19 protein-coding genes are annotated in these 22,180 nt (G+C 71.2%); 13 read left to right on the top strand and 6 right to left on the bottom strand.

Annotation, left to right across the window (positions count from 1 at the left end; translation table 11 throughout):
• Window positions 1-268 precede the first annotated feature (268 nt).
• The 3 genes from LWF15_RS01955 to ku form a co-directional block, all read right to left on the bottom strand.
• Window positions 269-1,498: an MFS transporter gene (locus LWF15_RS01955; RefSeq protein WP_232808571.1), complete on the bottom strand. Its 1,230-nt coding sequence runs from the start codon at window positions 1,496-1,498 to the stop codon at window positions 269-271.
• A gap of 362 nt (window positions 1,499-1,860) precedes the next feature.
• The gene (locus LWF15_RS01950) at window positions 1,861-3,912 is read right to left on the bottom strand and encodes an MFS transporter (protein WP_232808570.1); all 2,052 of its coding nucleotides are present in this window, start codon (window positions 3,910-3,912) and stop codon (window positions 1,861-1,863) included.
• A gap of 153 nt (window positions 3,913-4,065) precedes the next feature.
• Window positions 4,066-5,025: a non-homologous end joining protein Ku gene (ku, locus tag LWF15_RS01945; RefSeq protein WP_232808569.1), complete on the bottom strand. Its 960-nt coding sequence runs from the start codon at window positions 5,023-5,025 to the stop codon at window positions 4,066-4,068.
• 260 nt (window positions 5,026-5,285) lie between these two features.
• Here ku and ligD (LWF15_RS01940) point away from each other — a divergent pair, with 260 nt between their 5' ends.
• Genes ligD (LWF15_RS01940) through mobA form a run of 3 tightly spaced genes read left to right on the top strand, consistent with a single transcriptional unit; the run spans window position 5,286 to window position 7,777 of the window.
• Window positions 5,286-6,233: a non-homologous end-joining DNA ligase gene (gene ligD / locus LWF15_RS01940; protein WP_232808568.1), complete on the top strand. Its 948-nt coding sequence runs from the start codon at window positions 5,286-5,288 to the stop codon at window positions 6,231-6,233.
• 21 nt (window positions 6,234-6,254) lie between these two features.
• Window positions 6,255-7,190 (top strand): non-homologous end-joining DNA ligase, encoded by a 936-nt coding sequence (gene ligD, locus LWF15_RS01935; protein WP_232808567.1) that lies wholly within the window; start codon window positions 6,255-6,257, stop codon window positions 7,188-7,190.
• The gene (gene mobA / locus LWF15_RS01930) at window positions 7,187-7,777 is read left to right on the top strand and encodes a molybdenum cofactor guanylyltransferase (protein WP_232808566.1); all 591 of its coding nucleotides are present in this window, start codon (window positions 7,187-7,189) and stop codon (window positions 7,775-7,777) included. Before ligD (LWF15_RS01935) ends, mobA begins: the two co-directional genes overlap by 4 nt.
• A 9-nt stretch (window positions 7,778-7,786) precedes the next feature.
• Here the strand turns inward: mobA and LWF15_RS01925 are convergent, their stop codons facing one another.
• Window positions 7,787-9,022: a GNAT family N-acetyltransferase gene (locus LWF15_RS01925; protein WP_232808565.1), complete on the bottom strand. Its 1,236-nt coding sequence runs from the start codon at window positions 9,020-9,022 to the stop codon at window positions 7,787-7,789.
• A gap of 155 nt (window positions 9,023-9,177) precedes the next feature.
• On the opposite strand from LWF15_RS01925, the gene LWF15_RS01920 reads away from it, so the two are divergent.
• Window positions 9,178-9,366, top strand: coding sequence for an Rv0909 family putative TA system antitoxin (locus LWF15_RS01920; RefSeq protein WP_232808564.1), 189 nt, complete (start codon window positions 9,178-9,180; stop codon window positions 9,364-9,366).
• A 62-nt stretch (window positions 9,367-9,428) separates the two neighbouring features.
• On the opposite strand, the gene purD is transcribed toward LWF15_RS01920, so the two are convergent.
• Complete coding sequence (purD, locus tag LWF15_RS01915) at window positions 9,429-10,742, bottom strand: phosphoribosylamine--glycine ligase (protein WP_232808563.1); 1,314 nt, start codon at window positions 10,740-10,742, stop codon at window positions 9,429-9,431.
• Between the two features lie 106 nt (window positions 10,743-10,848).
• Here purD and LWF15_RS01910 point away from each other — a divergent pair, with 106 nt between their 5' ends.
• The 3 genes from LWF15_RS01910 to LWF15_RS01900 all read left to right on the top strand — a co-directional run bounded on the left by LWF15_RS01910 (window position 10,849) and on the right by LWF15_RS01900 (window position 13,983).
• Window positions 10,849-11,553, top strand: a complete 705-nt coding sequence (locus LWF15_RS01910; RefSeq protein ID WP_232808562.1) for a hypothetical protein — start codon at window positions 10,849-10,851, stop codon at window positions 11,551-11,553.
• Between the two features lie 68 nt (window positions 11,554-11,621).
• Window positions 11,622-12,692, top strand: coding sequence for an FUSC family protein (locus tag LWF15_RS35885; protein WP_285616593.1), 1,071 nt, complete (start codon window positions 11,622-11,624; stop codon window positions 12,690-12,692).
• A gap of 136 nt (window positions 12,693-12,828) precedes the next feature.
• Complete coding sequence (locus tag LWF15_RS01900; RefSeq protein WP_232808561.1) at window positions 12,829-13,983, top strand: SGNH/GDSL hydrolase family protein; 1,155 nt, start codon at window positions 12,829-12,831, stop codon at window positions 13,981-13,983.
• On the opposite strand, the gene LWF15_RS01895 is transcribed toward LWF15_RS01900, so the two are convergent.
• Window positions 13,970-14,620, bottom strand: a complete 651-nt coding sequence (locus tag LWF15_RS01895; protein ID WP_232808560.1) for an MBL fold metallo-hydrolase — start codon at window positions 14,618-14,620, stop codon at window positions 13,970-13,972. The two genes, LWF15_RS01900 and LWF15_RS01895, sit on opposite strands and share 14 nt — an antisense overlap.
• 235 nt (window positions 14,621-14,855) lie before the next feature.
• Here LWF15_RS01895 and LWF15_RS01890 point away from each other — a divergent pair, with 235 nt between their 5' ends.
• The 6 genes from LWF15_RS01890 (at window position 14,856) to purL (ending at window position 22,122) form a co-directional block, all read left to right on the top strand.
• A complete protein-coding gene (locus tag LWF15_RS01890; RefSeq protein ID WP_232808559.1) occupies window positions 14,856-15,659 on the top strand; it encodes an FAD binding domain-containing protein in 804 nt (267 codons plus the stop codon).
• A complete protein-coding gene (locus LWF15_RS01885; protein WP_232808558.1) occupies window positions 15,656-18,307 on the top strand; it encodes a molybdopterin-dependent oxidoreductase in 2,652 nt (883 codons plus the stop codon). The genes LWF15_RS01890 and LWF15_RS01885 overlap by 4 nt, the downstream gene beginning before the upstream one ends.
• 3 nt (window positions 18,308-18,310) lie before the next feature.
• On the top strand, window positions 18,311-18,781 hold the full coding sequence (locus LWF15_RS01880) for a nucleoside deaminase (protein ID WP_232808557.1): 471 nt from the start codon (window positions 18,311-18,313) through the stop codon (window positions 18,779-18,781).
• Window positions 18,782-18,860: 79 nt separating this feature from the next.
• Window positions 18,861-19,118: a phosphoribosylformylglycinamidine synthase subunit PurS gene (gene purS / locus LWF15_RS01875; protein ID WP_232808556.1), complete on the top strand. Its 258-nt coding sequence runs from the start codon at window positions 18,861-18,863 to the stop codon at window positions 19,116-19,118.
• 5 nt (window positions 19,119-19,123) lie between these two features.
• The gene (gene purQ / locus LWF15_RS01870; RefSeq protein WP_232808555.1) at window positions 19,124-19,825 is read left to right on the top strand and encodes a phosphoribosylformylglycinamidine synthase subunit PurQ; all 702 of its coding nucleotides are present in this window, start codon (window positions 19,124-19,126) and stop codon (window positions 19,823-19,825) included.
• Entirely contained in the window at window positions 19,822-22,122 is a 2,301-nt protein-coding gene (gene purL, locus LWF15_RS01865; RefSeq protein WP_232808554.1) for a phosphoribosylformylglycinamidine synthase subunit PurL, read from the top strand. The genes purQ and purL overlap by 4 nt, the downstream gene beginning before the upstream one ends.
• Window positions 22,123-22,180: the final 58 nt, after the last annotated feature.

Below are 22,180 nucleotides of genomic sequence, written 5' to 3'. Positions count from 1 at the left end.
GTTAACCCGGTCACCCGTTCGGCCGTACGGGTAATTCTGCCCGTCCAGGGGCGCATCCACGGCTTGATTCCGGAGCCGTTGCACGCCTTGTTGGCCACATCCGGTCATTCTCCGGTGAATGCAGCGTGAGTGCAGCACGGCATTCATCACCAATCGGGCGAATCGTCCTCCGTGCGTGAAAACTCAACAAGCGCGCCGGGTTCGCCGACCAGCGCAGAACCCGATTGAAGACGTCCGTGGTGACCACGGACGTCTTCAGTCGGGTTGATCAGTGGTCGGTCAGGGCGGCGGGGCTGTGTTGTCTCTGTGCGCTGGGCGCGGGGGTGGTGGGCGCCAGGGTCCGTCCCGAATACACCGCGATCAGGGTGCCGAGGAATCCGAGGACGACGGCCACCAGGTTGGGGGAGTTGTAGCCCCAGCCCGCGGCGATGGTCAGACCACCCAGCCAGGCGCCCAGGGAGTTGGCGATGTTGAAGGCCGCGTGCATGCTGGCCGCGGCCAGGTTGGGCGCCCCGCCGGCCAGCGTGATGATCCGGTTCTGCAGGGCCGGGAAGGCCATGGTGTTGCAGAACGGGAAGAGGAAGATCAGGACGGCCGAGGCCACCTGGTTGCTCGAGGCGAAGTAGAAGGTGGCGGCCACCAGCACGTTCGCCCCCATCGCGGCGTAGATCACCGGGTTGCTGTCGAAGCGGTCGGACAACCGGGCCCCGATCAGGTTGCCCACGGTCATGCCCAGGCCGAACAGCACCAGCAGGCGCGAGAGGCTGGACTCGGCGAAGCCGGCCACCTCGGTCATCATCGGCGCGATGTAGCTGAAGGTGGCGAACGTGGCCCCGCCGCCGATCGTGGCCACCGCCAGGGCCAGCCAGACCTGCCGGTTCCGGAAGGCGCCCAGTTCCTTGCGCAGGTGCGGGGCCTCGGGCGAGCTCGGATCGATCCGCTCGCTGCGCGGCACCGCGGCCAGCACGCCCAGGGCGCCCGCCAGTTCGATCAGGGCCACCAGGGCGAACACCACCCGCCAGGACGTGCCCTGCCCGATGTAGGTGGCCATCGGCACGCCCACCACGTTGGAGATGGTCAGCCCGGCGAACACCATGGCCATCGCCTGGCTGCGACGGTTCTGCGCCACCAGGTTGGCCGCCTGCACCGCCGCCACACCGAAGAACGCGCCGTGCGGCAGACCGGCCAGGAACCGCATGATCAGCAGCCCCCAGAAGCCGGGCATGACCGCCGAGAGCAGATTGCCCAGCGCCAGCGCGACGACCAGGCTGATCAGCAGACCCTTGCGGGGGAAGCGGACGCTGGCGGCGGTGAGCAGGGGCGCCCCGATGACCACGCCGATGGCGTAGGCCGAGATCAGGTTGCCCGCCTGGGGCACGCTCACATCGAGATCGGCGGCGATGTCCGGCAACAGCCCGAGGGCGACGAACTCACCTGTACCCAGGCCGAAGCTGCAGATGGCCAGCACCAGAAGGGCTCGCCGTACGGGAGTGAACATGGCCTGCCGCCTCTTTCGTGCACATCAGTGAGCGGCCCCGCCCCTGGGACGGCAGCCGCTGAGGTCTCGCGGTCGGCCAGGGCGCGTCGTTTGCTTGAGAGGCAAGCAAAAGCGGACGGTAGGGGAAAAAGCTGCGGGGCGGCATCATTGAGCCCAAGCGCCGAACGGACGGACGGCTGCGGTCGCCACTGGCTGCTCCCAGCGTACAACCGCTCGCGCCCGTTGAGGCTGGGCTGGGCGGTCGGTGGGGGCCGGGGATTCGGGGCCGGGGCTCGGGTCAGGGCCTGTCCTGCGGATCACTCGCCTACTGCGGGGCGCCTACCGGCACCTCCTCGCTACGGCGCTGATCCACAGGACAGGCCCTAGTTCGGCGGTGTCCTGGGTACGGCTGGGGTCGTGCCGGAGTCGAGGACTGCTTCGGGCGGCTCGTTGAGCAGTTCTGCCGGAACGGTGACCGTCGCGGGGGGTGAGACCGCTCGCCAAGAGGAAACCGCTGCGTCGGGCTTGGAGGTTTCGGCGGGTGTTTCTGAGGCCGGCTGCGGCTGTTCGGGGGCATTGAGCATTGCCTCGATCCTGGGGGCGGCCAGGTCGAGGATGTCTTTCATCTGCTCTTCCCAGGTGGACGCGGCCAGGGTGGACGGTGCCGGCGCGGAGGTCGGCGCAGGCGTGGGGCTGGCGGCGGGTGCCGGTATTGCGGGCGTGGGGGCGGTGGGCGGCCCGGAAGTGGGAACGGGGGGGGGGGGGGCGGTGGCCGGGCCTGGGGTGGGGGGGGTGGAGGGGGTGGGGCCTGATGTGGTGGAGCCTGGGGTGGACGGCGTGGATGTGGCGGGCCTTGGGGTGGCGGGTCCCGAGGTGGTGGGGCCTGATGCAGTGGGGCCTGTGGTGGCCGACGTGGATGTGATCGGCGCTGATGTGCTTGAGGGCTTGTCGTCGGCGGGGGTGGGGTTCGGCGCCACGGGCTGGGAGGCAGTGGCGGCGGAACTGGCGGACGCGGCGGCCAAGGGACGGACGTGCGCTGCGGGCAGCGGGCCGGTGGGCCAGACGGGCTGGGGTTTGATCACGGGGATCTGGCCGGTGTTGGTGTAGTGGCCGACCATCGGGATCGGGTTGGTGTTCAGGCCCACCACCGGTATCCGCAGGCCGCGCGGAGCCGTCGCGGCCGGGTCGGCGCTCAGGGCCTCGTGGGCCTGGTTGTTGCTGGCCGGGGGCACGTCACCGAGGCTCGGGCGCAGGGTGAGGACCAGCGAGTGCTGCATCTGCGCCGCGTACATCGCGATCAGCGCGGCCACCAGGCCCAGCCCCACGGCCACCAGGTTGGGCGCGTTGTAGCCCCAGCCCGCGGCGATGGTCAGGCCGCCCAGCCAGGCGCCCAGGGAGTTGGCGATGTTGAAGGCCGCGTGCATGCTCGCGGCGGCCAGGTTCGGGGCGCCACCGGCCATCGTGATGATCCGGTTCTGCAGGGCCGGGAAGGCCATCGTGTTGCAGAACGGGAAGACGAAGATCATTACTGCCGAGGCGATCCGGTTGCTCGAGGCGAAGAAGAAGATCCCGGCCACGACCACCTGGGCCGCCATCACGCCGTAGATCACCCGGGTCACCTCGAACCGGTCGGACAGCCGCGCCCCGACCAGGTTGCCGAAGGTCATGCCCAGCCCGAACAGCACCAGCAGCGGGGTGATGCTCTCCTCGGCGTACCCCGCGACCTCGGTCATCATCGGCGCGATGTAGCTGAAGGTGGAGAAGATCGCGCCGCAGCCGATCATCGCCACCCCGAGCGACAGCCAGATCTGCAGGTTCTTGAACGCCCGCAGTTCGGTGCGCAGGTTCGGGCCGTCCGGCGCGTCCCGGTCGGCCCGGGCGCTGCGGGGCACGGCCACCAGCATCCCCAGCACGCCGACCAGTTCGACCACGGCGACCAGCACGAACACCAGCCGCCAGGAGGTGTTCTGGCCGATGTAGGTGGTCAGCGGCACGCCGACGACGTTCGAGATGGTCAACCCGGCGAACACCACGGCCATGGCCTGGCTGCGCCGGGCCTGCGGCACCAGGTTGGCGGCCTGCACCGAGGCCAGGCCGAAGAACGCGCCGTGCGGCAGGCCGGCCAGGAAGCGCATGGCCAGCAGGCCCCAGAAGCTCGGCATCGCGGCCGAGAGCAGGTTTCCCACCGCCAGCGCGAGCACCAGGCTGATCAGCAGGCCCTTACGGGGGAACCGGACCGAGACGGCGGCCAGGACCGGCGCCCCGATCACCACCCCCAGCGCGTAGGCCGAGATCAGGTTGCCCACCTGGGTGGCGGTGATGTCGAGGTCCTGGGCGATGTCCGGCAGCAGGCCGAGGCTGGCGTACTCACCCGTCCCGAGGCCGAAACTGCAGATCGCCAGCACCAGCAGTGCTCGTCGCACGGGATTGAGCACGCCTGCCGCCTTCGCCTACAGCTGTTCCGGATCTTGGCCGGACAACTCGCGGGGCATGGACCAGCAGGCGTCGGCGCGCCGTGAGGGTGTCACAAGAACCAGCCGCCCGCCAGATGCCGGAACGCGGTCGGGCGAGCACGGAAAGTCAGGCCGTTAGGCCGACTTGCGGGCCGGGGCCTTCTTCGCGGCGCTCTTGCTCGCCGTCTTGGTGGCGGTCTTCTTGGCCGGTGCCTTCTTGGCCGTGCTGCTCTTCTTGGCCGCCGTGGCCTTCTTGGCCGGGGCCTTGCTCGCGCTCTTGCGGGCCGGCTTCTCGTCCTTTTCGCCGGTGCTCTCGCCCCGGGCCGCCTTGGCCCGGTCGACGCTGGCCTGCAGCGCCGAGAGCAGGTCGACCACCTCGGTGGCGGCCTCGTCGGAGGCCTCCACCGGGGCCGGCTCGGCCCCCTCGAGCTTCGCCTCGACCAGCTTCACCAGGGCCTGCTGGTAGTCGTCCTCGAACTCCTCGGGCTCGAAGTCGGCGGCCATCGAGTCGACCAGGGAGGCGGCCATCCGCAGCTCCTGCGGGCGCAGTTCGACGTCTTCCTCGAGGATCGGGAAGTCGGCCGCGCGGATCTCGTCCGGCCACAGCAACGTCTGCATCATGATGACCTGTTCGCGCACCCGCAGCACGGCCAGTGACTCACGCTGACGCAGAGCGACCTTCACCACGGCCATCCGATCGGTGGCCTCGAGCGCCTCGCGCAGCAGGGCGTAGGGCTTGGCCGCCCGGGAGTCCGGCTCCAGGTAGTAGGACTTGCCGAAGAGCACCGGGTCGACCTGCCCGGTGGGGACGAACTCGATCACGTCGATCTCGCGGTTGGTGGACAGCGGCAGGGCCTCGAAGTCCTCGTCGGTCATCACCACGAGCCGGCCGTCCTCGGCCTCGTAGCCCTTGGCCAGTTGGTCCCACGCCACCTCCTCGCCGCAGACGCTGCAGACCCGGCGCATCCGGATCCGCCCGCCGTCCTCGCGGTGCACCTGGTGGAAGCGGATGTCGTGTTCCTGGGTCGCCGAGAACAGCCGGACCGGCACGTTGACGAGGCCGAACGAGACCGCGCCCTTCCAGATCGCTCGCATCGTGGATCTCCCTCGCTGTCGCACTCACGTCGACCCTGGCGGCACGGGACCGAACCGACATCCGGTGTCAAGGCGGACACGCGCAGACCTGTCACCCAGCATGACCGCTCGACCACCACGGTGCCAGGGCAGGTGCGTGTCCATTCGTACTGACCTGCGTCTACGGGGAAAGTCATCGGTTCGGGTGAGTCGGCGATTGAGGTGGCGATCGAGTCGGCCAGCCCCAGTGATCTGCGGCTGCGGTGTGCTCTGATGGCGACATGCGTCCGATGCTGGCCACCGCGGCGGATCCCGACCGCGGGCTCCCGGCGGACCGCGTGCGCTGGGCCTACGAGGTCAAGTGGGACGGCTGGCGGGTGCTGGCCGACATCCACGACGGCTCGGTGCGGTTGTGGAGCCGGTCGGAACGGGAGATCACCGCGGCGTTCCCCGAGCTGACGGCGATCGGCCGGGCCCATCCGGACGTGCTGCTCGACGGCGAGATCGTGATCCTGCAGCAGGGACTGCCCTCGTTCACCGCCCTGGCCGACCGGATCCACCTGAGCGACCCGCGCAAGGCCGCTGCGCTGGCGGCTCGCAACCCGGCCACCCTGATCGCCTTCGACGCGCTGCGGATGTACGGCGTGGACCTGACCGGGCGCTCCTGGCAGGAACGGCGGGAGTCGCTGGAACGCCTGCCCGCCTCGGGGGAGCACTGGCAGCTGTCGCCGGTCTACGAGGACGTCGAGATCCTGCTGGAGGCCACCCGGGAGCAGGGGCTCGAGGGGGTGGTGGCCAAGCGGCGCAGCTCGGTCTACCGGGCCGGGGCGCGCAGCAGCGACTGGCGCAAGCTGGCCCACCGGCGGGTGCAGTCGGTGCTGATCGGGGGCTGGCGGCCGGAGGTGAACGACCGCGCGCAGATCGGGGCGCTGCTGATCGGGGTGTGGGCGGCGCCGGGGGTACTGCGCTTCGTCGGGCGGATGGGCAGCGGCCTGACCGCCGCCGGGCCGCAGGCCGAGCTGCGCCGATTGCTGGCACCGCTAGAACTGGAGAAGTCACCGTTCGACGACACGGTGCCGCGGCCGGATGCCAAGGGGGCGACCTGGGTGCGGCCGCGGGTCGTGGTGGACGTACGGCACCTCGGGCGGACCGAGGGCGGAAGGCTGCGGCAGCCGGTCTTCCGGGGTATCCGCAGCGACCTGGAACCAGAGGACGTCCGGTACGAGTGAGCGTGGATTGAGGGGGGCCCGTTGCCTGGAGAGGAACAACTGGTCGAGGTGGCCGGGCGCACGCTACGGCTGCGCAACCTCGACAAGGTGCTCTACCCGTCCACCGGCACCACCAAGGGCGAGCTGCTGCACTACCTGACCGGCGTGGCCGAGGTGCTGCTGCCGCATCTGCGCGATCGTCCGGCCACGCGTAAGCGCTGGCCCGACGGGGTGGAGGCGGGCCCCAGCTTCTTCGAGAAGAACGTGCCCCGGGGCGCGCCGAAGTGGCTGCGCGAGGTGACCCTGCCGGCCCCGGGCAGCACGAAGGACCGCGAGATGGTCACCTATCCGCTGATCGACGACCTGGCCGGGCTGATGTGGGCGGCCAACCTGGCGGCCCTGGAGCTGCACGTGCCGCAGTGGCGGGTCGGCCCGCGCGGCGGTGCCAAGGATCCGCACCTGCTGGTGATCGACCTCGACCCAGGGGCCCCGGCCGGTCTGCCGGAATGCTGCGAGGTCGCCTTCGCAGTGCAGGAGAGGTTGCGCGAGGACGGCCTGGAGCCGCATCCGGTCACCTCCGGGGGCAAGGGCATGCAGTTGTACGCAGCGGTGTCGGGCAAGCAGGATGCGACGACGGTCCGGGAGTACGCCCACCGTCTGGCCGAGGAACTGGAGAAGAAGTTGCCCCGCCTGGTGGTCTCACGGATGACCAAGAGCCTGCGCAAGAACCGGGTGCTGCTGGACTGGAGCCAGAACAACTCGGCCAAGACCACGATCTGCCCGTTCTCCCCGCGCGGCCGGGAGCGGCCGACGGCGGCGGCGCCCCGTACCTGGGACGAGCTGGAATCGCCCGGGGCGCTGAGACAACTGGACTTCGGTGAGGTGCTGGAGCGCGTGCAGGAGTTCGGTGATCCGTTGGCCACGATGTTGCCCTCGGCCGGTCAGGCCGGGGCCGGACCGAAGGTGCCCACGTCATGACGCATCTGGCTGCTGTGGTGCTGGCGGGCGGCACCGGGGAACGCCTGGGTGGGGTGGACAAGGGGGCGCTGGAGATCGGCGGCGTGACCCTGCTCGACAACGTCCTCCGGGCCACCGAATCGGCTGTGCTCACCGTGGTCGTCGGTGACAAACGTCCTTCTGCGCGAGAAGTCGAGTGGACGCGCGAGGAGCCGCCCGGAACCGGGCCGTTGGCCGCCCTTCTGGCCGGTGTGGAGCTGCTGGATCCGGAGGTGACGCCCTTCACGGGGGTTTTCGCCACCGATCTGGCCCGGCTGCGGGAGCCGGATGTGCAGCTACTGCTGGAGACCCTGGTCGCCACCACCGACGCCGAGGCTGCCCTGTTCGTCGATGCCGAGGGTCGGATGCAGCCCCTGGCCGCCGTCTACCGCACCACGCCGCTGATCACCGCGCTGCGCGAACTGAGCCCGCTGGCCGGGAAACCCATGCGCGCCCTCGTGCGTTCGCTCACCGTCGTCGAAGTGCCCGATCGCGGTGCCTCCGAGGACTGTGACACCCCGGCCCAGCTCCAGGCCCTGCAGGACCAGGCAGCCGCGACTCGACCATGAGACAGCTGCTCAGAACCAGGTGTGCCCCACCGCCGCCTCCGGCGCCCAGGCCAGCATCCGGTCCAGCCTGCGCACCGCCCCGGCCCGGTGCTCGTCGGCCCGGCCCGCGCCGTGCAGCCGGACCAGCGAGTTCTGGCCCAGGTAGAGCGATCCCAGGGTCTGTACCGGAAGGGTCACCTCAGCCTCCACCTCGGTTGCGGTGACCTGCGTGCGGCCGTCCTCGTCGGCGTCCACAAGCCACCGGCCGTTCGCGTACCCGTCGGCATCGGCCACCTCGACCACCACCCGACCCGGCCCCTGCGCCGCCCGGGCGCTCAGGGCGGCGACCACGTCGAGCACCCGGACCCACTGGAAGTCGGTGCGGTGCGACTCGGTGATCGCCCGTCGGTCGGGCAGCATCCAGGCCAGGGGTTCGTGCACCGGCCGGTCCTCGGCGAGCACCCGGTCGGTCAGGTCGAGGTCGGCCAGGAACCGCCAAAGAGCACTGTAGGCAGCGGGATTCGCGGCAGTCAGATCCTGCAGCTCGATGTCCGCCTGATGGTCCAGGCTCCAGTCGCCCTTGATCCGGTAGCTGGCCGTGCCGACCACCGCACCGCTCTGGTCGCGGGCGATCACCGCCGGCCGGTCGTCGTCATCGTCCTCGTCCGCGTGCAGCCCGCACACGTCGTCCCACCACAGGTCGGTGCGAGGCAGTGCCCCCGGCATACCCGCGGCCACTTCCCGGTACAGCGCGGGGGCGACTGCGCGCACCGCCGCATCATCGGTGAGTTCCAGCTCGAGACCCTCGGCCGGGGGCAGCGTGATCCGGCGCGTGTCCACCGCCAGGTGCGTGGTCTCGGTGGCTGCGCCGAACCCGAAACGCCCGTAGATCCCCGACTCGCTGGGGATCAGCAGACTCAGCGCTGCACCGCGTTCCCGCGCACCCGAAAGCGCACCCCGCACGAAGCTGCTGGCCACGCCGCGCCGGCGGTGGGTGGCCAGGACGCTCAGCGAGCCGATGGCCCGGGTCGGCACCGCCGCCGCACCCGGCACCGGCAGTTCCAGGTCCCACGAGCGGTAGGCGCCGCACGGCGTGGAACCGCTGTAGGCCAGCCAGAACCGGTATTCGGCCGACTGTCGCTGGTAGTGCTTCAGCCGGGCCTCGGAAGGCCGGGTGGTGGACAGGAAACCCCGGTGATTCAGGGCGGCCCAGATAGGGAGCTCTTCCGCGCCGACCGGGCGGACTTCGATCGTGGTGGCGGTCACATCGGGACGCTACGCGGCGAAGCGCCCGCCTGCACCCGGTTTTCCGGGACGGCGACGGGGGTTGATCAACTCGCGGACTCCTCCGGGCTGGGCTCGACTGGGCAGCGCAGATCCGCTGTACCCGTTGTATCCGCGAAATCCGGGAGGAGTACGTCATGGGCGCGTTCGACGAGCTGAAGAACAAGGGCCAGCAGTACGCCGAGGACCACCCCGAGCAGGTGGAGAAGGCCAGCGACCAGGCCGTGGAGCGCGGTGGCGACGCGGCCGACCAGGCCAGCGGCGACAAGTACGAGAAGCAGGTCGACGCGGCGCAGAAGAAGGCCGACGGCGCGATCGGTCAGTAGGTAAGAGACCGCCGCGAGCCGCAGCGGAGCCTGAACGACTCCGCTGCGGCTCGGCGCCGGGCTCAGGACTCGCTGGGCACCGCGGGGTGGGCCAGACGCTCGGTGAGCTCGGCCGCGGCCGCAGCCTCGGCGATGTCTTTACGGAACTGCCCGCCGCGCAACCCGATCCGCTCCAGGGCGGCGTAGACGGTGGTGCGTGCCGCCGTCAGGTCCTCACCGGTGGCCACCACCGAGAGCACCCGGCCTCCGGCCGCGACCAGGTCACCCTCTTCGATCGCGGTGCCGGCGTGCAGCACCCAGGCGTCCGGCCAGCCGTCGGCGTCGCTCACCCCGGTGATCACGTCACCCTTGACCGGCGTGTCCGGGTAGTTCTCGGAAGCCAGGACCACGGTGACGGCGGCCCGGTCGAGCCACTCCAGTGGGGGCACGTGCTCCAGGTGCTGCACCGCGGCGGCCCGCAGCAGCATGCCCAGCGGCGTGCTCAGCCGGGCCAGCACGACCTGCGTCTCGGGGTCGCCGAAGCGGGCGTTGAACTCGATCACCTTCACGCCCCGGCTGGTCAGGGCCAGCCCGCAGTACAGGACGCCGACGAACGGGGCTCCGCGCCGGGCCATCTCCTCGATGGTCGGCCGGGCGACGTTCTCCACCACGTCGTCCACCAGGTCGGCCGGGGCCCAGGGCAGGGGCGAGTAGGCGCCCATGCCACCGGTGTTCGGCCCCAGGTCGCCGTCCAGGGCGCGCTTGAAGTCCTGCGCCGGGGCCAGCGGCAGCACCGTCTTGCCGTCGGTGATGCAGAACAGCGACACCTCGGGGCCGTCGAGGAACTCCTCGATCACCACCCGGCCGCCCTCACGGTCCAGGCAGGCGGCGGCGTGCGCCAGGGCTGCGTCCACGCTCTCGGTGACCACGACCCCCTTGCCCGCGGCCAGCCCGTCGTCCTTCACCACGTAGGGCGCGCCGAACTCGGTCAGGGCCTTCTGCACCTCTTCGAGGGTGGTGCAGGCGTACGACGCGCCGGTGGGCACCCCGGCGGCCGCCATCACGTCCTTGGCGAACGCCTTGCTGCCCTCCAGCTGGGCGGCGGCGGCCGACGGGCCGAAGCAGGGGACACCGGCCGCCCGCACCGCGTCGGACACGCCGGCCACCAGTGGCGCCTCCGGCCCGACCACGACCAGATCGGCCTCGAGGTCGGTGGCCAGGGCGGCGACCGCCTGCGGGTCGAGGGTGTCGACCGGCAGGCAGTTGCGCTCACCGATCAGCCCGGCGATGCCCGGGTTGCCCGGTGCCGCGTACAGCTTCGTCACCCCCGGGTCGGCGGCGAGGGAGCGGACCAGGGCGTGCTCACGGGCTCCGGGCCCGACCACAAGAACCTTCACGGTTCCAGAGGGTAATCGTCCTCGGCCCCTTCCATGTTCTCTAGGCTGGGTCCGAACCATTGGAAATCACCGCAAAGGCGCGGTTCTGCGTGCGAACGGACTCGCAATGGCACTGCGTAAGTTGCTGATCACCCTGACCGCGACGGCCCTGCTGGCGGGCTGCGGAGGCGACTCGACAGCGTCGGGCGACGCCCCCTCGTCCACTGCTCTGAGTAACACCCTGCAAGTGGTCCCCTACGACGGGCTGCAGCCGGTCGAGATCTACAAGCTGGTCCGCACCTCGGTGCGCAAGGCCGACTCTGTACGGGTGCGCATGGAATCGGAGAACGCCGGTGCAGTCCTGAGCACCGATCTGCGGCTCGACCGCGACGGCTCGGCCACCGGTTCGGTCTCCCCCACCGACGATCAGCAGGTCGAGCTGCTGAAGGTCGGCGACGACGCCTGGTTCAAGGGTGACCAGGACTTTCTCGATGCGTACGGCGTGAAGGGGGCGCAGCCGGAGGGCGAGTGGAGAGCGATCACCGCCAAGAGCCCGGTGGCGGGGTTCCTGACGTACACCGAGATCCCCTTCTACACCGACACGCTGCTCAAGCTGTCGAGGAGCGAGATGTCCGGCCTGCGGCAGGTCGACGGTCAGGAGTTCGACGGCCGGCTGGCGATCGGGCTGCAGACCGAGGACGAGGCGCTGACGCTGTACGCCTCGGCGGACGGTGAGGCGGAACTGGTCGGCTACCGCAGCGACGAGATCACCTACACGTTCTCGGACTGGGACGAGCCGGTCGGCGCCGAGGCCCCGGGCACGGACGGATGACGCCGCCGCCGCTGGGTGGTGGCCCCGCCCTGGTGGCCGGGCCGGGGGTTGCCCACCAGGATTGACCCGTGATCAGAGCCTCGGGTGTGGTGGTGCGGGACGGTGTGCTCCGGGTCCGGATGGCCTGGTTCGCGATCCTGCAGTGCGGCATCGCCGCGGCGGTGGCCTGGCTGGTGGCGGAGAACGTGCTCGACCACCCGCGGCCGTTCTTCGCCCCCATCGCGGCGGTGGTCTGCCTGGGCCTGTCCGACACCCAGCGGCTGCGGCGGATGGTCGAGCTCGCCCTGGGCGTGAGCATCGGCGTGGGCATCGCCGAGCTGCTGGTGAAGGAGCTCGGCAACGGCTGGTGGCAGATCTCCCTGGTGGTGCTGGTCTGCATGTCGGTGGCCCAGCTGCTCGGCGGCGGGGCCCTGATGACCACGCAGTCGGCAGTGCAGGGCATCTTCCTGGCCGCGATGCCGCAGACCCCGGGGGGCGGTCTCTACCGCTGGGAGGACGCGCTGATCGGGGGCACCACCGCCCTGGTGGTGGTGGCCTTCCTGCCGGCTGACCCGGCCCGGTTCGTGCGGCAGGAGGCGCAGGACCTGATCCGGGTGCTGGCGGCCATCTCGTCGGAGTCGGCCGCGGTGCTGCGCAGCGGAGACCCGGAACGCGCCGATGCAGCCCTGGAACGGGCCCGGCGCACCCAGGACGACATCCAGGCCTGGACCGACGCGCTGCGCGGGGCCGAGGAGATCAGCCGGGTGTCTCCGCTGCGCCGCCGGCACCGGCCCGAGCTGCAGCGCTACCGCCGCGGCCTGGTCGGGCTGGACCGGGCCACCCGCAACATGCGGGTGGCCGTGCGCCGGATCGCGGCCGCCCTGGAGACCGGCACCCCGATGCCCGCCGAGCTGGCCGACGTCTTCGACCACCTGGCCGAGATCCTCCGGCTGCTGGAGGGCGAGGTCGGCACCGCGCACGAGCGGATGGTCTCGGCCACCGCGCTGGCCGCCCTGGCCGGGCGCCTCGACCCGGAACAGCTGGGCGCACAGTCGCTGTCGGCGAACGTGGTGGTGGCGCAGCTGAGGTCGGTGGTGGTGGACCTGCTGGGGGTGACCGGCATGGACGAGCACCAGGCGCGGACGTTGCTGCCGGGCTGACCTCCGCGCGCCGCACTACCGACGGTGAACCATTGCGGACACAGCGCATTGGGTGCGACCCTGCCAGAGGCATCCGGCGGGGGAGGTTCGCGTGGCGCAGGCACGGTCGGCAACCGGAACTACTACGCAGGGGCGCGTGCTGCGTTGGGCCGCGGTCGCGGCCCTGGCCGCCTCCGCGCTGCTGGCCGTCCCACCCTCCGCCGATGCGCAGCCGCAACCACAGCGCCCGTCCGGCGACCCGGTGGTGGTCAGCCTCGGCGACAGCTACATCTCCGGCACCGGTGGCCGTTGGGCCGGCAACTCCGACCAGTTCCTGTTCGACCGCGGTGGCACCGACCGGGCCTGGTCACGCGACGACGGCGAGCTCTTCGGCGACTCCGACCGGGGCAAGGTCTACGGCCGCACCGCCAAGAGCGGCTGCTACCGGTCCGACTCGGCCCCGATCATCAGCGCCACCAAGGCCGGGCTGGCCGGCCGGCCGGTCAACCTCTCCTGTTCCGGCGCCCAGGCCGCGAACGTGCTGCGGGCGGTGGAGGGCGGGGTCGGGATGCGTGGCGAGAAGCCGCAGAACGACCAGCTGGCCGCCCTGGCCCGCAAGAGCCGGGTCGAGCTGGTGGTGCTCTCGGTCGGCGGCAACGACCTGAGCTTCCCCGAGCTGGTGTTCGACTGCATCTCCGCCTACACGCTGCGCGACGACCCGTGCAAGACCGAGCAGCAGCCTCGCCTCGACGTCGAGCTGCCGGCCATGGGCGCGGCGGTGGGGGCCGTGCTCGCCGACATCCGGGCCACCCTGCGCGCGGCCGGCTACGCCGACGGCGACTACCGGCTGATGCTGCAGTCGTACCCGAACCCGCTGCCCACCGCCGCGGAAGACAAGTACGAGGGGCACTCCCGGGTGTTCAAGTGGACCGGTGGGCGCTGCCCGTTCACCGATCCGGACATGACCTGGACGGCGCGCAGCGCCATCCCGGCGATCAGCCTCACCCTGGAGCGGGCCGCGCACCGGCAGGGCGCCACGTTCCTCGACCTCAGCAACGCCTTCGACGGTCACGAGCTGTGCGCCGACGGCACCACCCACCCCCGCGGTGAGCCGAACTCGACCGACGTGGAGTGGGTGCGCTTCGTCGACTACACCGGCCAGGGCGACTATGCCGAGTCCCTGCACCCGAACTTCTACGGGCAGCAGGCGATCGGCCGCTGCATCGCCGGGGCCGCCCGCCTGAAGGGCGACGCGACCTGCACCGGTCTTCCCGAGAAAGGCCTGAAGGCGCTGCGGATCACAGCTCGGTAGGGCCCTGCCCGGCCAGATCCACCAGCTGGGCCCCGGCCGGCAGCAGCCCGGAGAGGTTGCGCAGGTACACGGCGCGCCCGGCGGGCTGCAGCAGGCCGTCGTGGATCGGGAAGAGCCGGCCCGGGGCGATCGCCCTCACGAAGTTCGCGGTCTCGCTGAACTTCGCCCACGGCGCGTTCAGCGGCAGGGCCAGCAGATCGATCTCACCGGGCAGGGCGCCGTAGGAGTCGCCCGGGTGGAACAGCGAGATGTCGCCCGGGGCAGCGATCCGCAGGCCCACGTTGCCGATCAGCGGGATGTCGGCGTGGATCTCCGCGTGCACCCCGCCCATCGGGGTGAGGACGGCCTCGGCGACGCGCACCGGCTGGTTCGGCGTGAGGGCCTGCACCGGCACCCCGGCCTGGGCCAGCAGGGCCGCCGTCTCCGGCTCGGCCAGCACCACGGCCTGCGGGTTCGCGGCCAGCACGGCGGGCAGGCGCTCGGTGTCGAGGTGGTCGATGTGCTGGTGCGTGATCGCGATCGCGTCCAGCCCGGTCAGGTCCTCGAAACCCTCGGCGAAGGCGCCCGGGTCGGTCAGGATGCGGGCGTTCCCGGTCTCGACCAGCAGACATGAATGCCCGATATGAGTGATCCGCACGCCGTCCACCCTGGCACGAGCGGTCCGGCGATGCACTCGGGACACGGCGCCCGGGCGGGGACAACGTTATCTGTCCGTCGCGTTGCGACACCTGGGCGCAACAGGTGGTGCGTACGCTCCAGGAGGTGGTTGAGTCAGACATGGCACGGCGGCCTCTAGGGCGGGAAAACCTCGGAACTGAGGACGTTGTGGTGGGCGACGGCGGTTTTGCGGAGGTTGGGTTGCGGGGACCGTTGTGGACCTGAATCAGGTCTCGGCCTTCGTGGCCACTCCGGCCCTGGGCGACTGGCGGCCGGGAGACGCCTGGCTGGCCGGCGGCACCTGGCTGTTCTCCGAACCGCAGCCCGGGATCGAGCGCCTGCTCGACCTGACCACCCTGGGCTGGCCCGCGCTGGTGGCCGGGCCGGACGGTCTGGAGATCGCTGCTACCTGCACCATCGCCGAACTGCGGAGCTGGCCGGGGCTGCCCGGGACGACGGCCGGGCCATTGATCAGGCAGTGCTGCGAGGCCTTCCTGGCCTCGTTCAAGGTCTGGAACGAGGCAACCGTGGGCGGCAACCTCTGCAACGCGCTGCCGGCCGGACCCATGATCGCCCTCACCGCAGCGCTCGACGGCGTGTGCCTGATCCAGGGGCCGTCAGGCGAAAGGACCGTGCGGGCCGCAGACTTCGTCGTCGGTGACAATCGGCATGTGCTCCGGCCCGGTGAATGGCTGCGCTCCATCTACCTCCCGGCCGCCGCACTGCGCGGGCGTCACGTCTTCCGCCGCCAGTCGCTGAACACCCACGGACGTTCGGCGGCCTTGCTGATCGGTACGGCGAGATCGGGTCGCGAATGGGTGCTGACCGTCACGGCCTCCGTCAAGCATCCTGTCCAGCTGCGGTTTTCCGGCGACGAAGGTGCGGACGAGGTGCGTCGCGCGGTGCTGCAGGCTGTGCCGGACGAGCTGGGGCACGACGACGTCCACGGGCTTCCGGCCTGGCGCCGGCATCTGACCCTGGGCTTCGCCGAGGAGATCAGACAGGAGCTGGTGCAGTGAGTTTCCGGGTCCTGGTCAACGGGAAGTCGTACGGCGAGGAGCCGGCGCCCGGGCAGTGCCTGCGCACCTATCTGCGCGAGGTCGGCTGGACCGGGGTGAAGAAGGGCTGCGACGCGGGTGACTGCGGGGCCTGCACGGTGCACGTGGACGGGCGTCCGGTGCACTCGTGCCTGTACCCGGCGCAACGAGCGGCGGGCCGCGAGGTCACCACGATCGAGGGTCTGGAAGGCGCCGACGGGCTGCATCCGGTGCAGCAGGGATTCGCCGACGCCCAGGGCTTCCAGTGCGGGTTCTGCACCGCGGGCATGATCATGACCGTGGCCGGGATGAGCCCGGAGCAGAAGCAGGACCTGCCGCGCTCGCTCAAGGGCAGCCTGTGCCGCTGCACCGGCTACCGCTCGATCTGCGACGCGGTGGCCGGGGTGTCACACGTCGAGGCGGGCGGTGTGGGCGGGGTGGGCCGGAACAGCCCGGCCCCGGCCACGCGCGAGATCGTCACGGGGGCAGCCCGCTTCACGCTCGACGAGACCCCGCCCGCCCTGCTGCACTGCGTGCTGGCCCGGTCGCCGCACGCCCACGCCGAGATCGACTCGGTCGACTGCTCCGCGGCCCTGGCCGTGCCCGGCGTGGTGGCCGTGCTCACCCATGAGGACTCGCCGCAGACCCTGTTCTCCACCGGCCGCCACGACAGCCTCCGCGACGACCCGTGGGACACGTTGGTGCTCGACCGGACGGTGCGCTTCAAGGGCCAGCGGGTCGCCGCCGTCGTCGCGGAGACCGTGGCCGCCGCCGAGGAGGGAGTGCGCCGGCTCGAGATCCTTTACACGCTGAAGGAAGCCGTGTTCGATCCGGAGCTGGCGATGCGCCCCGGCGCCCCGGTGCTCCATCCCGACCGCACCCCCGAGCAGGGCGTGGCCCGGGCCGCCGACAACGTGGTGGCCGAGGTGCACGGCCGGATCGGAGACGCCGAGGCCGGGTTCGCTGCGGCCGACGTGGTGTACGAGAACACCTTTCGTACCCAGCGGGTGCAGCACGCCCACCTGGAGACCCACGCCTGCGTGGCCTGGGTGGACGAGAAGGACCGCCTGAACGTACGGACCAGCAGCCAGACGCCGTTCCTCACCCGCGCCGCCCTGGCCCACGTGCTCGGCCGGCCCGAGGCCCAGGTGCGGGTCCTGACCGGCCGGGTCGGGGGCGGGTTCGGCGGCAAGCAGGAGATGCTGGTCGAGGACGTGGCGGCGCTGGCCACCCTGCGCACCGGCCGGCCGGTGCAGATCGAGCTGACCCGCTCCGAGCAGTTCACCGCGGCCACCACCCGGCACCCGATGCGGATCCGGGTGAAGATCGGGGCCCGGGCCGACGGCACGTTCACCGCGATCGAGCTGGAGGTGGTCAGCAACACCGGCGCCTACGGGAATCACGCTCCCGGTGTGCTGTTCCACGGCTGCAACGAGTCGATCTCGGTGTACCGCTGCCCGGCCAAGAAGGTCGACGGGTACGCCGTGTACACCAACACCGTGCCGGCCGGGGCGTTCCGCGGGTACGGGCTGAGCCAGCTGATCTTCGCGGTCGAGTCGGCGGTCGACGAGGTGGCCCGGGAACTCGGGATCGACCCGTTCCGGCTGCGTGAGCTGAACATCGTGCGGCCCGGTGACCGGATGGTCTCGACCAGCGAGGACGACCACGACGTGGAGTACGGCAGTCACGGGGCCGACGAGTGCCTGGCCGTGGTGCGCCGCGCCCTCGAAGAAGACACGACCCCGGCGCCGGAAGGGTGGCTGGTCGGCTCGGGCACGGCCTTGGCGATGATCGACACCATCCCGCCGCGCGGTCACCACAGCGAGGTCACCGTCCGGGCCCTGGCCGACGGCGGGTACGAGCTCAACGTGGGCACGGCCGAGTTCGGCAACGGCACCAGCACGGTGCACCGCCAGCTCGCGGCGGAGGTGCTCGGCTGCCCGGTCGAGGCGATCCGGCTGCGCCAGTCCGACACCGACGTGGTGCGTTACGACACCGGCGCTTTCGGGTCGACCGGGATCGTGGTGGCCGGGGCGGCCACCGTCCGGGCCGCACTCGACCTGAGACAAAAGATGACGCAACCGGCGTCGAGGCCCACAAACGTCCTCAATTCTGCTCTGACCGGCACCGGCACCGCCGGTGGTTCGCCCCGCTCGATCGCCTTCAACGTGCACGGGTTCCGGATCGCGGTGAACCCGGAGACCGGGGAGATCGCCTTCCTGCGCAGCATCCAGGCGGCCGACGCGGGCACCGTGCTGAACCCGATGCAGTGCCGGGGGCAGATCGAGGGCGGCACCGCGCAGGCCCTCGGCGCGGCCCTGTTCGAGCACGTCGACGTCGACGCCGGCGGCACGGTGACCACCTCCACGTTCCGCGGCTACCACCTGCCCACGGTGGCCGACGTGCCCACCACCGAGGTGGTCTTCGCCCAGACCTACGACCGGCTCGGCCCGCTGGGGGCCAAGTCGATGAGCGAGAGCCCGTTCAACCCGGTGGCCCCGGCCCTGGCCAACGCCCTGCGCTCGGCCACCGGCGTGCGTTTCGGTGACCTCCCGCTGAGCCGCGACCGGATCTGGGCCAGGCTGGAGGCCGAGCGGCAGAACCTCACGAACCATCCGGACAGGAGCTGAACCATGGTCACCGAGACCGAGTGGCTGGACCAGGCGGTGGCGCTGGCGGCGCAGAACGTGACCGACGGCGGTGGGCCGTTCGGGGCGATCGTGGTGCGCGACGGCGAGCTCCTGGCCTCGGGCACCAACCAGGTCACCCCCACGCTGGACCCGACCGCGCACGCCGAGGTGGTGGCGATCCGGGCGGCCTGCCGGGCGGTGGGTTCCTTCCGGCTGGACGGCTGCCTGCTGGTGAGCTCCTGCGAACCCTGCCCGATGTGCTTCGCCTCGGCCCTGTGGGCCCGGGTCGAACGCATCGTCTTCGCCGCCGACCGCTACGACGCGGCCAAGGCCGGCTTCGACGACCGGGCCTTCTACGAGGTGTTCCAGAACGAGCCCGCGCAGTGGCCGCTCACCCTGGCCCAGTTGCCGCTGGCCGCGGCCACCCGGCCGTTCGAGGAGTGGGGGCGCAAGAGCGACCGCACCGACTACTGATGCTGATGTGCGGCAGGGCGGTCCGGGTCAGGTAGCGTTTTACCCGCATCAGCCCGTCTCTCCAGCTAGGAGCACTGTCATGGGTCGCGTCGTGATCGACGTCATGCCGAAGCCTGAGATCCTCGATCCGCAGGGCAAGGCGGTCGTCGGGGCCCTCGCCCGGCTCGGCTTCGCCGAGTTCGCCGGTGCCCGCCAGGGCAAGCGGTTCGAGCTCGAGGTCGAGGGCGAGGTCGACCAGGCGGTTCTCGACCGCGCCCGGGAGGCGGCGCAGACGCTGCTGTCCAACCCGGTCATCGAGGACGTGGTGGCCGTCCGCGCCGCCTCGGAGCAGGAGTGACCGGGATGCGGATCGGTGTCGTCACCTTCCCGGGCAGCCTGGACGACCGGGACGCCCTGCGCGCGGTGAAGATCGCCGGTGGCACCCCGGTGCCGCTGTGGCACGGTGACGAGGACATCAAGGGCGTCGACGCCGTGGTGCTCCCCGGCGGCTTCTCCTACGGCGACTACCTGCGCTGCGGCGCGATCGCCCGGTTCGCCCCGGTGATGAACGAGATCATCCGGCTGGCCGGCCCGCCCACCCAGGTCTCCTCCGGTCTGCCGGTGCTCGGCATCTGCAACGGCTTCCAGGTGCTCACCGAGTCGCACCTGCTGCCCGGCGCCCTGGTGCGCAACGAGAAGCAGCAGTTCATCTGCCGCGACCAGAAGCTGCGGATCGAGCGCACCGGCACCACCTGGACCAACGGCTACGAGCAGGGCCAGGAGATCGTCGTCCCGCTGAAGAACGGCGAGGGCGGTTTCGTCGCCGACGACGCCACGCTCGACATGCTCGAGGGCGAGGGCCGGGTGGTCGCCCGCTACCTCGAGGTGAACCCGAACGGCTCGTACCGCGACATCGCCGGCGTCAGCAACGCCTCCGGCACCGTCGTCGGCCTGATGCCGCACCCGGAGCACGCCACCGAGGCCGGTTACGGCCCGGAGGTCAACAACGGCACCGACGGACTGGCCTTCTTCACCAGCGCACTGCAGGGAGTGCTCTCAGCGTGACCAACAGCCTTACCGAAGAGCAGCGCAAGGCCCTCGACACTGTCGACAAGGCCGCCGCCACGCCCGACGTGGAACAGCCCTGGGCCGCCCTGGGCATGAAGGAGGACGAGTACGAGGCGGTGCGCAAGATCCTCGAGCGCCGCCCCACCGGCTCCGAGCTGGCGATGTACTCGGTGATGTGGAGCGAGCACTGCTCGTACAAGTCCAGCAAGGTGCACCTGCGTCAGTTCGGTGAGAAGACCACCGACGAGATGAAGGAACACCTGCTGGTCGGCATCGGCGAGAACGCCGGCGTGGTCGACATCGGCCAGGGCTGGGCGGTCACCTTCAAGGTGGAGAGCCACAACCACCCCAGCTACGTCGAGCCCTACCAGGGCGCGGCCACCGGCGTGGGCGGCATCGTGCGCGACATCATCTCGATGGGCGCCCGCCCGGTCGCGGTGATGGACCCGCTGCGCTTCGGCGCCATCGACCACCCGGACACCCTGCGGGTGCTGCCCGGCATCGTCGGCGGCATCGGCGGCTACGGCAACTGCCTGGGCCTGCCCAACATCGGCGGCGAGGTCTCGTTCGACCCCTGCTACCAGGGCAACCCGCTGGTCAACGCCCTCGCCGTGGGCACCCTGCGGCACGAGGACATCCACCTGGCCAACGCCCGCGGCAACGGCAACCTGGTGGTCCTGTTCGGCGCCCGCACCGGCGGCGACGGCATCGGCGGCGCCTCGATCCTGGCCAGCGACACCTTCACCGAGGGCGGCCCGACCAAGCGCCCGGCCGTGCAGGTGGGCGACCCGTTCGCCGAGAAGGTGCTGATCGAGTGCTGCCTCGACCTGTTCAAGGCCGACGTGGTGCAGGGCATCCAGGACCTCGGAGCGGCCGGCCTGTCCTGCGCGTTCTCCGAGCTGGCGAGCAACGGTGACGGCGGCATGCTGGTGCACCTCGACCGGGCCCCGCTGCGTGACTCCACGCTGGCGCCGGAAGAGATCCTGATGAGCGAGTCGCAGGAACGCATGATGGCCGTGGTCACCCCGGAAGACCTGCCCGGCTTCCTGGAGATCACCACCCGCTGGGACGTCGAGGCCACCGTGATGGGTGAGGTCACCGACACCGGCCGACTGGTCGTGCTCTGGCACGGCGAGACCATCGTCGACGTGCCGCCGCGCAGCGTGGCCCACGACGGCCCGGTCTACGACCGGCCCTACGCCCGCCCCGACTGGCTGGACGCGCGTCAGGCCGACACCCCGGACAAGCTGCCCCGGCCTTCGGAGGACGAGCTGGGGGCCCTGGTGGTCAGGATGGCCGGCACGCCGAACCTGGCCAGCCGCTCCTGGATCACCGACCAGTACGACCGCTACGTCCAGGGCAACACCACCCAGGCGATGCCCGACGACGCGGGCGTGATCCGGGTCGACGAAGAGAGCGGTCTGGGCGTGGCCATCGCCACCGACTGCAACCAGCGCTTCGCCGCGCTCGACCCGTACACCGGGGCGCAGCTGGCCCTGGCCGAGGCCTACCGGAACGTCGGTGTGGCCGGCGGCAAGCCGCTGGCGGTCACCGACTGCCTGAACTTCGGCTCGCCGGAGGACCCGGCCGTGATGTGGCAGTTCGCCGAGGCCGTGCGCGGCCTGGCCGACGGCTGCCAGACCCTGGGCATCCCGGTCACCGGCGGCAACGTGAGCCTCTACAACCAGACCGGCAGCACGGCCATCCACCCCACCCCGGTGGTCGGCGTGCTCGGGGTGCTGGAAGACGTGGCCCGGCGCACGCCGTCCGGCTGGAAGAGCGCCGGTGCGCAGCTGTTCCTGCTGGGCACCACCCGCGCCGAGTTCGCCGGCTCGGAGTGGGCCTGGTCGCAGCACCAGCACCTGGGTGGCCTGCCGCCGCAGGTCGACCTGGAGGCCGAGCGGGCCCTGGCCGCGGTCATGGTCGCGGCCGCGAACGACGGCCTGGTCGTCGCCGCGCACGACCTGTCCGACGGTGGTCTGGCCCAGGTCCTGGTCGAGTCCAGCCTGCGCTACGGCGTCGGCGCCACGGTCTCGCTCGAGGCGGCCTGCGAGCGTGACGGGGTGGACGCGTTCACCCTGCTGTTCGCCGAGTCCACGGCCCGCGCCGTGGTGGCGGTCAAGCCGGAGGCCATGCAGCTGTTCACCCAGGCCTGCCTGGCCAACGAGGTGCCGGTGGTGGCGCTCGGATCGACCGGCGGCGAGTCGCTGACGGTCACCGGTCACTTCTCGCTGGAGCTCGACGAGCTGCGCACCGCGCACGAGAGCACGCTGCCCCAGGCGCTCAACGCCTGAGGCTGTAAGTCGGCGGCCCGTCTCCCGGCAACGGGAGGCGGGCCGTTGCGCATATCCG

Source organism: Kineosporia rhizophila (assembly GCF_021277265.1).
Lineage (GTDB): Bacteria > Actinomycetota > Actinomycetes > Actinomycetales > Kineosporiaceae > Kineosporia > Kineosporia rhizophila.
This window is presented reverse-complemented; position numbering and strand designations above follow the sequence as displayed.